The organism is Prauserella oleivorans (assembly GCF_042685745.1).
Classification (GTDB): domain Bacteria; phylum Actinomycetota; class Actinomycetes; order Mycobacteriales; family Pseudonocardiaceae; genus Prauserella_A; species Prauserella_A oleivorans.
This window is the reverse complement of record NZ_JBHUNT010000001.1, coordinates 4,829,229-4,842,967: the sequence shown is the minus strand read 5'-3', so window position 1 is coordinate 4,842,967 and position 13,739 is coordinate 4,829,229. Positions and strand designations below refer to the sequence as shown.

Sequence of the window (13,739 nt, the reverse complement as noted above, 5' to 3'; positions counted from 1 at the left end):
CCGTCAGAGGTGGAAGGCGGTACGGACCGCGCGCAGCAGGAATCTGGGTGACATGAGCAGACCGGCCATCGCATCGGAAATCCTGCTGGGGTCGGCGAGGAACTTGGCGCGCATCCGATATGCCGAGATGCCGCGCCAGATGTCGTGCCACACCGTGTAGAACGTGAGCCGGTCGGCATCCGGAGGTTTGCCACCGGCCGCCTGGTAAGCCTCCAGGAACCCCTCCCAGCCGAGTACGGGTTCGATGCTCGGACGCAAGTAGGTGAGATCCTCGGCGGGGTGGCCCAGGTGAGCGCGTTCCCAGTCCAGTACCGCGGTGAGCTTGGTGCCGTCCAGCAGGAGGTTGTGCAGGCCGAAGTCACCATGGACCAGAACCGGGTCGCGAACGTCGGCCGGAGCGTGTGCGCGGAGCCAGCCCAGGACGAGCGCGAACATCGTGGCGAAGGGTGTCGACGGAGTGGAGACGGCATCCAGCACGTCCCGTCGTTCCTCGATCGCGGCGATGATCTCTCGGCGGGTGACCATCGGCGGCAGCGGTGCGTCCGTCAGACCGGCGGTATCGAGCGAATGCAGCCGCGCCAGTGCCGCCGCGATCGCGGTTCCCGCTTCCCGGTCGACGGGCCCAGTGGGCCCCCAGACGTCGCCCAGGCACCCCCCGGCCGCCTTCCGGGTGGCGAAGGCGGGCGTACCCAAGGCCTGCTCGTCCAGCCATAGCGGTTCCGCGACCGGAACCCCACCCCGCCAGGCGAACGCCAGGGCGGCGAACTCCCCGCCCAGGGTGTGCGCCGTCCGCCCGGCAGCCACCTTGCGGATGACGATGTCGTCGCTGCCCTCGGAGTGCTCGACCGTGGCGGCGAGCATCTCCTTCGAGAAGCCTCCCGACAGCATACGAAGCCCGGTGATCCGGTGGATGGTGACGCCTGGCCCGCTCTGTGCACGCAGGCACGCCAGCAGTTGCTCCTCGGTCACGCTCGGTGCTGCCGCCGCGCGGTACGCGGTCGACTCGTCCCGTGTCGCGTTCCCGGACCGGTGCGGTGCGACCTCCGGTAGCTCCGTCTCCACCAGCACGGACGCGATGCCGCGGAGCGTTTCCGCCACGTCCGGGTCCGAGAGCGCTCGGACGGACAACGCGTCGGCGTTGCTGCTGAGCGCCTCGAGCAGCGTGTCCACCGCCCCGGTGGCTCCGGGCAGCACCGCCTCGATTCGGGCGTGCAGCTCGGCGGCGTGGCGATCCCGTCGTTGCGCTACCTGATCGTCCAGCGAGGCGCGACGGAGCAGCGCGGCGCCCAGTTCCTCGGCCGCCTCCGCCTGCTCGCTTCCTGCCGGCACGGCCGCCAGCTCGGCCGCCAGCGCCTGTTCGACCGAGGTGACGGCGTCCTGTCCCGCAGAAAGCCTTGCGTGCACAGGCCACTCCCTCCGACGGAATTTACTCTAACGCAAGAGTAATTGGAGCTAGAGTAATGCGCCAGAGGGTTGTTGCCTGTGCTCGCTGTCCTCAGCGCCCGGTGTCGCCGGCCGCGGTCCGGAGCTCGGCCAGCAGGCCGACCAGTCCTTCAACGGCCTCCGGCTTCGCGTCGCCCATGCCGAAGCCGATCTCGCTCAGTGTGATCGTCGCCTTGTGTACCAGCTTGCGTCCGGTGGCCGTGATCGTGATGCACGTGGCCCGTCGGTCGGTGGGGTGTGGGGGTGCGGCTGATCAGTCGCCGCTTCTGCAGGCGGTCGGTGGCCAGGGTCGCGGTGGTCGCGTGCACCATGAGGCTGCGGGCGAGGTTGCTGATCAGCCGGGTGCCGTTCTCCGACAGCTGGAGGGTCATGAGCACCAGGTAGTCGGTGAGGTTCAGCTTGTGGGCCCGCAGGGCCTCCTCCACCGCGTCCACGACCAGCCGCTGGTACCGGAGGAGCGACGACATGGCCAGGAATCGCTGTTCGTCCCCCTGGAGCCCGTGTTCCTGCCAGTAGTGGTGAGCCCAGTCCACAGGGTCGGTCATCGTGTCCGGTGTGGCGGTGTCGGCCGCCTTGCGTGTGGCCATGGGCGCTGATCCCCCAGTCGGGTCTGTCTCGGGTGGTGGTCGGTTACTCGACAGTTTACTCTGCGGCGTTCCCGGACGTGAGTGGCCGCGCGGTCGTCCAGGCGCTTCGGCTGTTCTTCGCCTGAACGACAACTACTCTAAAACTAGAGTTACTAGTGTCGGTGCTCATGATGAACACGAGGAAGACGCTGCTCGCGACGGCGCTTGCCGGCGTGCTGGCGGCAGGCGGCTCGGTACCGCAGGCCGGCGCGGTGGACGGCGACGTGAACGCCCCGCCACTGGCCGGCGTGCGCATTCTGCTGGCGAACGACGACTCCGTGCAGGCGGCCCGTCCGGATGGGGCCGACGGCCGGGGGTTGTACGAGCTCCGCAAGTCGCTCTGCCGGGCCGGAGCGGACGTGGTCGTGGTCGGCCCGTGGGGGCAGCAGAGTGGTCGAAGCCGGGCTTCGGCGGCCGCGGCGCAGGTCACCGTGGCGCCGCCCGCCGACATGCCGGACGAGTATGCCGCCGACTGCTCGACGGCGCCCAGTCGTGGCGTGGTGCTCGGCGTCTGCCAGGGCGCGGAGTCCTGTGAGCCAGCCTCGGCGTCGGTCACTCCCGCCGATGCCGTGGATCTCGCGCTGGGCACGCTCCTCGCCGACCGGGTCGGCTGGTCGGGCGGCCCGGACCTTGTGCTCTCGGGCATCAACTCCGGGGCCAACACCGACCTGTCGGTCAACCTGTCGGGGACCGTCGGCGCCGCGACCGCGGCCCTCGAGCACGGGGCGCCGGCGATCGCGGTGAGTGCCGGCACTCGGGCGACGAGCGTCCCTTCAGTGGACACCTACCGAACGGTAGCGACCTACGCGACAGGTTTGGTGGAGCGGGTACTCGCCGGTGGCGTGAGCCGGCACCTCGTGCGCGATCAGGTGCTGCTCAACGTGAACGGTCCGGATGTGGTTCCCGGTGTGGAGCCGGAGCCGCGGTGGACCGACGTCGGCGGGGTCGCACTGGACCGGTTCTCGTACCGCAAGTCGGGTGCGGACACGTATCAGCTGGCCTACGGGGCGGTGGAGCCCGCGCCGCGGCTGAGTCCGAACAGCGACACCGCGGCCCTGGCGCGCGGATACATCAGCGTCAGCGCGGTCTCGGCCGACCGTGGCCGGCCCGGAAAGTCGCGCGAGCTCGAGCGTGTGATCGCCGGCCGCTAACGAAAAGATCCAATGGACAATAGTTCAGTTGTAGACTAATCTGCGGGAGAGCCGTTCCGATCAACGAGGAGTTGGGGATGACCTTCGCCGCGGTGCTGGCCCGGCAGCGGCCTGCCGAGATCGCGCTTCGTTCGGCCGACCGGGAAATGACCTGGAGCGAGGTCGATCGGCTGCTCAGGCAAATGATCAACGGGCTGCTGGACGTGCGGTTCCGCCCGGCTCGGCGGGTCGCCGTCTTCGCGGAGAACTCCGCCGAAACCCTGCTGTGCTACGTCGCAGCGACGCTCGCCGGATGCTCGGCGGTGCCGGTGAATTTCCACCTCACGGCGGACGAGGCGGCGTACATCTTCTCCGATGCCGGAGTGGACGTCGTGCTGGCGGATGCGTCGACCGCGCAGCGAGCGGTCGACGCAGCCCGCGCCGCCGGGGTCTCCTTGGTCGTCACCCGCGGCGGTGTCGTCGAGGGCGCGCGCTCGTGGGAGGACTGGCTGGGCTCGGCGGCCGACTCCGAACCTCCGGTCGACCGGACGCCGTTGCCTGCGCTCGTCTACACGTCCGGTACCACCGGCGCGCCCAAGGGCACCGAGTTGCCGCCGACCTCGTTCGTCGGTGGGGCCGACATCGCGGAGCACGTCGAGCGACTGGGCAGGAACTCGTGGGCCGGGTACGGTCCGCATCTGGTCGTGGGGCCGATGTACCACAGTGGGCCGCTAGTGAGCACGCGCCTGCTGGTCGCCGGGGTGCCGGTGACCGTGCTCGGCCGGTTCGACGCCGAGACGGTGCTGACCTCGATCGAGCGGTACCGGATCGGCAGCACGGTCATGGTTCCGACGCATTTCATCCGGCTGCTCTCGCTTCCGTCGGACGTGCGCGAGCGCTACGACGTCTCGTCCCTGCGCTACGTCCTCCAGGTCGGTTCGAAGTGCCCGGCTGACGTGAAGCGGTCCATGATCGCGTGGTGGGGCGAGGTCATCTGGGAGAGCTACGGTGCCAGTGAGGTGGGCACCACCTGCCTGATCAGTGCGACCGAATGGCTCGACCACGTCGGTTCCGTGGGCAGGCCCGTGCCGCCGTTCGAGGCCTTGGTCGTCGACGAGAACGGTCGTGAGCTTCCATCCGGTACCGAAGGTCGCTTGTACTTCCGGGACACCACCGGGCGTGGGATCGTCTACCACCAGGCGCCGGAGAAGCAGCGCAGTGTCCATCTCGAACCGGGAGTCTTCACTCTCGGGGAGGTCGGATACATCGACGAGGACGGCTACGTCTACATCACCGACCGGTTCTCGGACATGATCGTGTCGGGTGGGGTCAACATCTACCCCGCCGAGTCGGAGCTCGTGCTTGCCACGCACCCGGAGATCGAGGAGGTGGCGTGCATCGGTGTCCCCCATCCGGAGATGGGGGAGGAGCTCAAGGCTGTGGTCGTGCCTCGTGACCCACGGACGCCGCCGGACCCCGCGGACGTCCTGACCTTCTGCCGGGAGCGCCTGGCGCACTACAAGTGCCCGCGATCCGTCGAGTTCGTCCCGTCGCTGCCGCGTTCGGCCATGGGCAAGCTCGACAAGCGCAGGCTCAAGGCCGACTTCGTGCCGGCCTAGCTTCCCGGAACGAACACACGTACCATCAATAGTCGTGAAATAGACCAAATGTCACGGTGAGGAGCGGCTACGCAATGACGCGCACGTCCATCCCGCGAAGCGCCGAGGAACTGGAGCTGTCGCTGCTGCAGCTTCTCCGGTTGAAGGGCAGGGTCAAGCCCGATGACCTGCCGGGTTCGCTGCAGCACACCGAGGACGCGTGTGGCGACCTGCTGGTCTCCGCCGTCGCCGCCGGCTTCTGTGTCCAGAAGGGGTCGAGTGCCCGGCTCACGCCGGAGGGGCGGGAGCGGCTGGCCGCGCTGCTCGTCGCCGAGCGCGGCCAGATCGACCAGCAGCGCCTCGAAGGCTTGTATCACGAATTCGACCGGCACAACACCGGCTTCAAGTCGATCATCACCTCGTGGCAGATGCGTGATGACGGCCAACCCAACGACCATTCCGATCCCGATTACGACGCCGGCGTGCTGGCCAAGCTGGACGCCTTGCACAGCGAGTTCATGCCCTTGCTCGACCGGATCGTCGCCGAGGCACCGAGGCTGGCGCACTACCCGCCGCGATTCGTGGCCGCGCTGGAGCAGATTCGGGCGGGGGAGCACCAGTATGTCGCTCGACCGATCATGGACAGCTACCACACCGTGTGGTTCGAACTGCACGAGGAGTTGATCGGCCTGCTCGGGCGTACGCGGGAGGAAGAGGCGGCGGCAGGCCGAGCCGTCTGACGATGTATCCCGGAGTACACGCCGTCGACAAGCCGGCACACCAGGCGATGGTCATGGCCGGTTCGGGCCGGAGCATCAGCTACGCCGACCTCGACCGGCGATCCGTTCAGCTGGCCCGGGTGTTCGACTCCTACGGGCTGTCGCCGACCGCGACCGTCGCCGTGGCCTGCGAGAACCGGCTCGAATGGGCGGAGATGATCTGGGCGGCGGCCCGGTCGGGGCGATGCCTGGCGCCGGTCAACTGGCATCTCGGCGCGCGTGAGCTCTCCGAGGTGTTGCGGGCGTCCGGCGCGGAGCTACTGCTGGCGGGTCCGGCGAGCCAGACGGCGCTCCGCGGGGTGCCCGAGGCACCACCGACGCTGGCGATCGATGGCGACGGAACTCTGCCTGACTACGAGGCCGCGATCGAGGCCATGCCGGCCGATCCACTTCCCCGCGAGCGGCTGGGTGGCCGCATGATGTTCAGCTCCGGCACCACCGGCACGCCGAAGGGCATCCTGCATCCAGGCAGCGACATCCACCCAGCTGACGCGCCGCCGCACCTCGGGCGCTACACCGAGCTGTTCGACCTGGACGGGGACACGGTGTACCTCTCCCCGGCGCCGACCTACCACACGGCACCGTTCCGGTTCGTCCTCGCGGTCACCCAGCTCGGCGGCACGGTCGTGTGCCTGGAGAAGTTCGATCCGGAGCTGGTCCTGGAGGCGATCGACCGCTACCGCGTCACGCATGCCCAGTTCGTCCCGACCATGTTGCTGCGTCTGCTGCGGCTCTCCGAAGAGACCAGGACGCGGTACGACCTGAGCAGCCTGCGAGTGGCCATCACCGGGGGCGCGCCCTGCCCGCACGAGGTCAAGCAGCGGCTCATGGAGTGGTGGGGCCCGGTCGTGCACGAGCTGTACGGCGCCTCGGAGAGCTACGGCAACTGCCACATCGGGCCCACGGAGGTCGCGGCGCACCCGGGCTCCGTGGGACGAGCGCTTACCGGCACGATCCACATCACCGACCCCGACGGAGCCGAGCTGCCACCCGGCGAGATCGGCACCGTGTGGTTCGAGGGAGCCGGTGCGTTCCGGTATCAGGGGGACGAGCGCAAGACGCAGGCGTCGACGGACCCACGCGGCTGGCGGACCGTCGGCGACCTCGGGTATCTCGACGAGGACGGCTATCTGTACCTGACCGGCCGGCGCGATCAGCTCATCATCTCGGGTGGCGTGAACATTCATCCGCAGGAGGCCGAGGACGTGCTCCTGCTGCACACCTCGGTCGACGACGTGGCGGTGATCGGTGTCCCCGACGAGGAATACGGCCAGATCGTGCATGCTCTGGTCGTGCCCGCGGCTCATGCGGCCCCCGGGCCGGAACTGGGCACGGAGCTGATCGAGTACTGCCGGGCCCGCCTCGCGCACTACAAGTGCCCGCGTGCCGTCGAGTTCGTGCCGGAGCTGCCACGTGGCGACAACGGCAAGCTGTACAAGCGCAAGCTTGACCGGTCGGTCACCCGGCGCTGATCGGCCATCAGCCGGCGGACAGCGTCAGCAGCTGCCGTCGTAGGTCCAGACCGTCCTTGTCGTCGGGGTTGGCGCGCAACCAGTCCTCCAGCGGATCGATCAGCGACACCACGATGCCCGTGTACCGGGCGTGTAACTCGTTCCAACCTGCGAAGTCCGCGGCGTCGGTGTCCAGCAGATCGAGGCTCGCCGACGGTCCGAAGTGGACCTGGCGGCGCTCGTCGGCGTCCACCCAGACGCGGAATTCCGCCAGCGTCTCGCGCAACGCCGTGGCCGTGGACCTGACCTGGAGGCCGGCGTTGTCCCAGTCGACCTGTGCGAGCACGGCACGGACCTCCGTCAGGCGCGCTCGAGCGTACTCGGAGGTCAGTTCCGGCTCCACGACGTCGCGCAGCACGCGGCGCACATGGGTGATCAACTCGGCTGGGGTCGGACGCATGACGGCCTCTCAGGAGTTTCGGACACGGTGGACGCAAGCCGGCGCGTCAGCGCGGCGGCCGGTGCGGCGGGGCGGTCGGACTCGCCGGCACAGAACACCCGGACTGCCTGAAGCGCGATCACGGCAAGCCGGAACATCGCGAGCATCTGCCAGAACAGCAACGCGTCGGGATCGACCGGCGTGCCGGTGAGCTCGGTATACCGGCGCAGGAAGGCCGCCTGCTCCCAGCTGCCGGGAATGAAGTGCTCTCGTTCGTACAGCGGCGCGCAGTACCAACCGAGGTCGTCCAGCGGGTCGCCGATATGAGCCAGTTCCCAGTCCAGCAGCGCCTGCACGGGCCCCTCGTGGACGAGCACGTTGGCCGGGCGGAAATCGCCGTGCACGAGCACGTGCCGGGCCGGGGGAGGAGGAACATGGTCCCGCAGCCACCGCAGCGTCCACCGCAGCGTGGGCTGTGGTTCCCACTCGGACTCGGTGAGAATGCGTTCCCAGCGGTCCAGCTCGGCGGTGGCGGGGTCCGGCTGCGGACCGGGCAGGACGTCCCGCAGGCCCGCGGCGTCCACGTCGACCGCGTGTACCGACGCGAGCAGGTCACACAGGTTCCTCGCCAGCTCGGTGCGCTCGGTCGAGGTCAGGCCCAGTGGGTTCTTGTCGCGGAGTACCGCTCGGTGTGCGCGTCCGGGATGCCGGTCCACGACCATGCTCGGCCGGAGCAACTCGTCCCCGCTGTCGTCCAGCCAGTGCACGACTGGGGCCGGTACCGGGGTCGGCTCGAGCGCCTTGAGCAGTGCGAACTCGGTGGTCCGGCCGGTGTCGACCACGGAGCTCGGCGGGTCCCGGCGCAGCAGCAGAGGCCGGTGCACGGAGTGGCCGTCCTGCACCCAGCCGGCGTCGAACGGCCAGTTCTCGCGCGACGACCCGGTGCCGGAGCGGCGCAGCCCGGTGACGGTCACGTTCCCATCACCGGTCCGCGCCGCGAGGAAGTCCCGTAACCGCTGCTGGACAACCTCGACGGACTCCGCCGCGTCCTGGTTCATCGGTCCGCCCGCGCTGGCCTGGGCGGGATCGCGTCCGGGTACTTCGAGTACCCGGGCAGCACCATGTACTCCATCACGCCGTAGCCCGTCTTGCCGCCGTGCCGGACCTCGATCAGGTGGTCGCTCGACGCCTTGGCGTAGCGGTAGAACTGCGAGTCGTCGGTGAGGTCCCAGATCTCGTGTTCGAGGCTCTCCTCGCCCTTCCAGTGCCCCTGGAACCAGCCGTTCCAGCCCTCGTAGCCGCCGCCGCGGAGGCAGGCCCGGCCGGGCAGCGCCCGGATCTCGAAGTCGAGCTTGCGGCCGTCGGCCAGCGTGACCACGATCGTGCCGCCGGACAGGGTCGCGGCCGGTGCGCCTGCCACCCAGCTGAGATCGTGGTCCACCCCGATGATGGCCTCGTCGGGAAACGCCTCGTCTGCGGCTCGGCCGAGCGGGTGCGAGACCCCGGCCGACAGGTGCACGGGACGGCCGGGCTCGGCCTCGTAGAGGTAGAAGTGCAGGCCGAAGTCCGGCATCTGGATCGGACAGAACATGAGCATCCGCCATTCCGGGCGTTGCCCGGGGGGAGTGCCCTGCGTCCGCGGCAGCGGGCGCGTGCCCCACGAGTGGTCGCGCTCGCCCCACCAGTGCTCCGGCCGAACCTGCCGCTCACCGTCGGGCGTGCGCAGCGTGCCCGAGGCGCGCCCGACCTGGACGTAGCGGATGGCGTCGTACGTCGCGCGCGACCGGCTGACCTGGAAGTGCCTGCCCTCCAGCACCGGCTCCATCGTGCCGTTCCAGTGCAGGTCGAACGTCATGCCCGACGGATTGTCGTCGAGGACCAGGTGCAGGTCCTCGTACGGGCGGACGACGTCGATCGTGAGCGGACCGACCTTCATCACGTCACTGCGCGGACCGAGTTCCCTGGCCAGCCGCAGGTTGCGTTGCCTGCCGCCCTCGGACACGACGACGAACGCCTCCTGCACGTCCTGGTTCGGATACTGGCCGATACCGCAGGTCAGCACCGTGTCCTGGTTCTCGACGTCCTGGATACTGATCCAGTAACGCTCACGCCAGCTCGGGTCACTGGAACCGACCATCGAGTGCGGAAGCGAGACCTGGTGGTGGAAGTACTCGTCGGGAGGGGTCAGTCGCACGGGGAGCCGTCCTTCGTGTCCAGTTCTGCGGCCAGCTCGGCTCGCAGGGCTTTCTTGTCGACCTTCTCACCGGCCAGCGTCGGTAACGGGTCGCTGCCGATGCGCCACCTCGTGGGAACCTCGAAGTGGGCCAGCCGCCCGCGGAGAAAGGTGCGCAGCTCGTCCTCCGCGGGCGCCGGGCCGGCTCGGTGCGTGACCGCGGCGGCGAGTTCCTCGCCCAGGTCCTCGTGCGGAAGACCGAACACGGCGGCCTCCACGATGTCCGGGTGGGCGAGCAGTGCCTGCTCGACGTGTGCGCACGCGATGTTCTCGCCGCCCCGGATCACGATGTCCTTGGACCGTCCATCGAGGAAGAGGTAGCCCTCGTCGTTGAGCCGGCCGAGGTCTCCGGTGTGCAGCCAGCCATCGGCGTCCACCGTGCCGTCGTCGAGCCCGAGGTAGCCCAGCATCACCGTGGGGGAGCGGAGCATGATCTCGCCACGGCCGGTCTCGTCCGGATCGAGGATGCGCAACTCGGCGACGGGGTAAGGCCGTCCGACCGTGCCGGGGAAGCGTTCCAGGTCGCGGTTGCCCGCCACGGTGACGAAGCCGCCAGACTCGGTCATGCCCCAGGTGTTGGCGAGCCCTCGCTGCCGGAGCTGCGGCAGTTTCGTGCGCATCCGGTCGAGCAGCGCCGCCGACACCTGGGCGCCGCCCAGGGGGAAGGACCGCAGGCTGGACAGGTCGCGCCGATCGAAGTCGGGATGGGCCAGCACGCGTGCGGCCATGGTCGGCACGCCGCCCCAGCGATGCACCTTCTCCCGCTCGATGAGTTCGAGCACCTCGCCCGCGTCGAACCGGCCGACGGTCATGACCAGCCGCCCACCCAGGATGAGTTGCGTGATCAGGTTGGAGACTCCGCCGACGTGGAACAACGGCGTACAGGCCAGCATGACCTGCTGCGGTGCGTCCGTGGAGATCGTCTGGGGCAGCATGCGCGAGCGGCTGAGCAGGTTGTGCTGGTTGGCGACGACGGACCGGTGCGAGAGCACGACCGCCTTCGGCGGGCCGGACGAGCCGGAGGTGAACAGCACCATGCCGGGCGACAATTCGTCGTCCGGTTCCCTGACCTCGACCGGTGTGCCCTCGCCTGCGAAGTGGCGACCGAGGTCGGCGATGCGTGTCCACGGAGCGGTCGGTGCATGCCCTTGCGGTGCGTCGCGGTCGCTGAGCACAAGCGCCGGTTGGGTCAGGGCGACCGCGTGCTCGATCTCCTGGTCGCTCCACCAGCGGTTGCCGAGTACCGGGACGAGGCCTGCCCACCAGATCGCCCAGATGGCGAGCACGAACTCGGGGCTGTTGTAGGCGAGCACGAGCACCTTGTCGCCTTCGCGCGCGGGGAGCGCGCCCGCGGCACGTGGCACGGCATTCAGGAACGTCGCGAAATCGATCCGCCGCTCGCCTTGGACGAGGAAGGTGCGGTCCGCCCATCGGTCCGTTCCGGCGAGCATTCCGGTGACGCACCGCGGCCGCGGTTCGTACAGCAGACCGGGGCCTTCGGGATCACGGACGACGTCGGTGCCCCAGATCGCCGCCAGAGCCGACTCCACGGTGGTCATGCCCCGGTCCACCTGCCCTTCCGCTTCTCCTTGAACGCGGCGACAGCTTCGGTGACGTCGGCTGTGCGCGCGCTGATGGCCTCGAGATAGAACCCGACGTCGAAGACGTCGTCGATGCGAGCGTGCAGATGCTTGTTCAGGGCCCGCTTCGTGAGCTGCACCGCGACCGGGGGCAGCGCCGCGACGCGGTGCGCCAGGTCGAAGGCCCGGTCGCGAACCTGCTCGGCGGTGTCCTCCAGTTCGGTGACGATGCCGAGTTCGCAGGCCTCCTTGCCGGTGATCGGGTCACCCCAGAGCAGTTGCCGCTTGGCGCGGATGAAGGGAAGGTTGGCCGGCCAGGCGACACAGCCGCCGTCGCCGGCCACCAGGCCCATGTGCACGTGCGGGTCGCTCAGCCGGGCTGTCGGTGTCGACACGATGGCGTCTGCGGTCAGGATGAGGCTCGACCCGATGCCGAAGACGTCGCCGTGCAGAGCGACGACGATCGGCTTGGGGAAGTCGGCGAAGGCGCGGAACAGCTCGCGTCCCTCGTCGACCTGGCGCATCAGGACCTGGTGATCGGTGTTGGCGGCCAGCATCGATTCGAAGTCCCCGCCGGCCGAGAAGTGTTTGCCCGTCGAGGAGAACACCACGGCCAGGACCTCGGGGTCGTCCCGGAGCTCCCGGAGCGCCGAGTGCAACTCGGTGATGAGGGACGAGTCGAACCTGTTCAACAGGTCGGGCCGGGAGAGCCGCAGTTCGGCCACCCGGCCCGTCGTGGCCAGCGTCAGTGCTGCGTAACCGGTCATCTCCGCCTTCCGGATCAGCGGGTCAAGTACTCTAAACGTAGAGCATTTGGGGTGCTATGGACAAGGTGACCATGGAACTTTAGTCTAGAGCCAGATATTTTTAGGTTAGATAAAAGCGGCCGATGGGCGACAGCTCCGGCCGTGTCTGCGGACCGGAGGGACGTTGATGATTCTGCTCGAGGCGGGCCGTCCGCACGGCGGCGATCGCGCTCTGCTCGGCGGCAAGGCCTTCAGTATCAACAAGATGCTCTCGCTCGGTCTCCCGGTGCCTCCGGCATTCGTCTTCCCCACGACGGTGTGTGCGGAGTACTACGCCTCCGGCCGGACGGTGCCCGGCCACGTTCCCGGTGCTCTGCGGGAGGGCATCGCCGCCCTCGAACGAGTGGTCGGCAGAAAGTTCGGTGACCCGGCGGCGCCACTGCTGGTGTCGGTCCGTTCCGGCGCGGCGCGCAGCATGCCGGGGATGATGGACACGATCCTCAACCTCGGGGTCAACGCGGAGATCGCGGCCGTGCTGTCCCGGCAGTCGGGTGACGAGTCCTTCGGTGCCGACACCTATCGCCGGTTCGTCGAGCAGTTCACCCACATCGTGGGTAGTGCGCCGAGTGAGGACCCGTGGGATCAGCTCGAGAAGGCCGTCGCGGCCGTCTTCGATTCCTGGTGCTCGCCGCGCGCGACGGCGTATCGCAAGCATCACGGCCTGCCCGACGACGCCGGCACGGCCGTGACCGTCCAGGCGATGGTGTTCGGCAACCTCGGCGAACAGTCCGGTACCGGAGTACTGTTCAGTCGTAATCCGGTGACCGGAGCCGCCGAACCCTACGGTGAGTGGCTGCCCGGCGGCCAGGGTGAGGACGTGGTCTCCGGTCGGTTCGACCCGCTGAACCTGTCCGCGTTGGCCTCCTCTCTCCCGGGGGTCCACGAGGAGTTGCTCGCCGCGGCGCGGGTGCTGGAGGCCGAGTTCGGCGACGTACAGGACATCGAGTTCACCGTCGAGCGGGGCAAACTGTGGTTGCTCCAGGCTCGATCGGCCAAGCGCTCGGCGACGGCGGCGTTGCGGCACGCGGTCGCGATGCGCCACGAAGGTCTGATCGGCGTCACCGAGGCGCTGGAGCGGGTGACGGCCGAGCAGCTGAGCGCGCTCCTGCAACCGCATCTCGATCCCGAAGCACGCGCGGGCGCGACCGTCCTCGCCACGGGTGAGGTCGCGTGCCCCGGCGTCGCGTCCGGTGTCGTCGTGACCACCGCGGACGAGGCCGACGAGCAGGCCGCCGAGGGGAAGGACGTGGTACTCGCGACACCGACCACGAACCCGGACGACGTACACGGGATGCTCGCCGCGCGCGCCATCATCACCGAGATCGGCGGCGCGACGTCTCACGCCGCGGTCGTGAGCCGGGAGCTCGGCCGGCCGTGCATCGTGGGGTGCGGCGAGGGTGTGCTCAGCTCGCTGGCCGGGCGGATCGTGACCGTGGACAGCACCTCGGGTGAGGTTCTCGACGGTGCGCTGCCGCTGACCGGGGCCGGTACGGGCGACGCGGTTCTCGAGGAGTTCTGTGCGTGGGTGCGTGAGCATGCCGACGGAGCGGCGTCCCACCTCCGGCCGGCGTTGAACGAGGCTGGTCAGCTGCAGTCCTGACGCCGGCCTCGGCCGGGTAACCCGCAAATGGGCGTCTTGTAAATTATCTAGCAC

12 protein-coding genes are annotated in these 13,739 nt (G+C 69.0%); 5 read left to right on the top strand and 7 right to left on the bottom strand.

Annotated elements, in window-relative coordinates:
- Positions 1-3 precede the first annotated feature (3 nt).
- Both ACFSZT_RS23810 and ACFSZT_RS23805 read right to left on the bottom strand, forming a co-directional pair.
- Positions 4-1,404 carry a phosphotransferase family protein gene (locus tag ACFSZT_RS23810; protein ID WP_377383790.1) on the bottom strand — a complete coding sequence of 467 codons (1,401 nt, stop codon included), beginning with the start codon at positions 1,402-1,404 and terminating at the stop codon, positions 4-6.
- A gap of 149 nt (positions 1,405-1,553) precedes the next feature.
- Entirely contained in the window at positions 1,554-2,030 is a 477-nt protein-coding gene (locus ACFSZT_RS23805) for a MarR family transcriptional regulator (protein ID WP_377478350.1), read from the bottom strand.
- 167 nt (positions 2,031-2,197) lie between these two features.
- Between ACFSZT_RS23805 and surE the strand changes: the two genes are divergently transcribed.
- The 4 genes from surE (at position 2,198) to ACFSZT_RS23785 (ending at position 7,048) form a co-directional block, all read left to right on the top strand.
- Complete coding sequence (gene surE / locus ACFSZT_RS23800) at positions 2,198-3,220, top strand: 5'/3'-nucleotidase SurE (RefSeq protein ID WP_377383796.1); 1,023 nt, start codon at positions 2,198-2,200, stop codon at positions 3,218-3,220.
- Between the two features lie 77 nt (positions 3,221-3,297).
- Positions 3,298-4,818 carry an AMP-binding protein gene (locus ACFSZT_RS23795; RefSeq protein WP_377383798.1) on the top strand — a complete coding sequence of 507 codons (1,521 nt, stop codon included), beginning with the start codon at positions 3,298-3,300 and terminating at the stop codon, positions 4,816-4,818.
- A 74-nt stretch (positions 4,819-4,892) separates the two neighbouring features.
- Entirely contained in the window at positions 4,893-5,537 is a 645-nt protein-coding gene (locus ACFSZT_RS23790; protein ID WP_377383801.1) for a hypothetical protein, read from the top strand.
- Positions 5,538-5,539: 2 nt separating this feature from the next.
- Positions 5,540-7,048: an AMP-binding protein gene (locus ACFSZT_RS23785; protein ID WP_377383804.1), complete on the top strand. Its 1,509-nt coding sequence runs from the start codon at positions 5,540-5,542 to the stop codon at positions 7,046-7,048.
- A 7-nt stretch (positions 7,049-7,055) separates the two neighbouring features.
- On the opposite strand, the gene ACFSZT_RS23780 is transcribed toward ACFSZT_RS23785, so the two are convergent.
- Genes ACFSZT_RS23780 through ACFSZT_RS23760 form a run of 5 tightly spaced genes read right to left on the bottom strand, consistent with a single transcriptional unit; the run spans position 7,056 to position 12,046 of the window.
- On the bottom strand, positions 7,056-7,487 hold the full coding sequence (locus ACFSZT_RS23780) for a hypothetical protein (protein ID WP_377383807.1): 432 nt from the start codon (positions 7,485-7,487) through the stop codon (positions 7,056-7,058).
- Positions 7,463-8,524: a phosphotransferase family protein gene (locus ACFSZT_RS23775; protein WP_377383810.1), complete on the bottom strand. Its 1,062-nt coding sequence runs from the start codon at positions 8,522-8,524 to the stop codon at positions 7,463-7,465. The genes ACFSZT_RS23780 and ACFSZT_RS23775 overlap by 25 nt, the downstream gene beginning before the upstream one ends.
- Positions 8,521-9,660, bottom strand: a complete 1,140-nt coding sequence (locus tag ACFSZT_RS23770; protein ID WP_377383813.1) for a hypothetical protein — start codon at positions 9,658-9,660, stop codon at positions 8,521-8,523. Before ACFSZT_RS23770 ends, ACFSZT_RS23775 begins: the two co-directional genes overlap by 4 nt.
- Positions 9,651-11,258: a class I adenylate-forming enzyme family protein gene (locus tag ACFSZT_RS23765; protein ID WP_377383816.1), complete on the bottom strand. Its 1,608-nt coding sequence runs from the start codon at positions 11,256-11,258 to the stop codon at positions 9,651-9,653. Before ACFSZT_RS23765 ends, ACFSZT_RS23770 begins: the two co-directional genes overlap by 10 nt.
- Positions 11,255-12,046 (bottom strand): enoyl-CoA hydratase/isomerase family protein, encoded by a 792-nt coding sequence (locus tag ACFSZT_RS23760; protein ID WP_377383819.1) that lies wholly within the window; start codon positions 12,044-12,046, stop codon positions 11,255-11,257. The genes ACFSZT_RS23765 and ACFSZT_RS23760 overlap by 4 nt, the downstream gene beginning before the upstream one ends.
- A 166-nt stretch (positions 12,047-12,212) precedes the next feature.
- On the opposite strand from ACFSZT_RS23760, the gene ACFSZT_RS23755 reads away from it, so the two are divergent.
- The gene (locus ACFSZT_RS23755) at positions 12,213-13,685 is read left to right on the top strand and encodes a pyruvate, phosphate dikinase (RefSeq protein ID WP_377383822.1); all 1,473 of its coding nucleotides are present in this window, start codon (positions 12,213-12,215) and stop codon (positions 13,683-13,685) included.
- The last annotated feature ends 54 nt before the right edge of the window (positions 13,686-13,739 follow it).

Bases quoted from the DNA above. Each gene is read 5' to 3' on its own strand.
- ACFSZT_RS23785 (WP_377383804.1), top strand. From the start codon at position 5,540: ATGTATCCCGGAGTACACGCCGTCGACAAGCCGGCACACCAGGCGATG.
- ACFSZT_RS23805 (WP_377478350.1), bottom strand. From the start codon at position 2,030: ATGGCCACACGCAAGGCGGCCGACACCGCCACACCGGACACGATGACC.
- ACFSZT_RS23795 (WP_377383798.1), top strand. From the start codon at position 3,298: ATGACCTTCGCCGCGGTGCTGGCCCGGCAGCGGCCTGCCGAGATCGCG.
- ACFSZT_RS23755 (WP_377383822.1), top strand. From the start codon at position 12,213: ATGATTCTGCTCGAGGCGGGCCGTCCGCACGGCGGCGATCGCGCTCTG.
- ACFSZT_RS23765 (WP_377383816.1), bottom strand. From the start codon at position 11,258: ATGACCACCGTGGAGTCGGCTCTGGCGGCGATCTGGGGCACCGACGTC.
- ACFSZT_RS23780 (WP_377383807.1), bottom strand. From the start codon at position 7,487: ATGCGTCCGACCCCAGCCGAGTTGATCACCCATGTGCGCCGCGTGCTG.
- ACFSZT_RS23790 (WP_377383801.1), top strand. From the start codon at position 4,893: ATGACGCGCACGTCCATCCCGCGAAGCGCCGAGGAACTGGAGCTGTCG.
- ACFSZT_RS23775 (WP_377383810.1), bottom strand. From the start codon at position 8,524: ATGAACCAGGACGCGGCGGAGTCCGTCGAGGTTGTCCAGCAGCGGTTA.
- ACFSZT_RS23760 (WP_377383819.1), bottom strand. From the start codon at position 12,046: ATGACCGGTTACGCAGCACTGACGCTGGCCACGACGGGCCGGGTGGCC.
- surE (WP_377383796.1), top strand. From the start codon at position 2,198: ATGATGAACACGAGGAAGACGCTGCTCGCGACGGCGCTTGCCGGCGTG.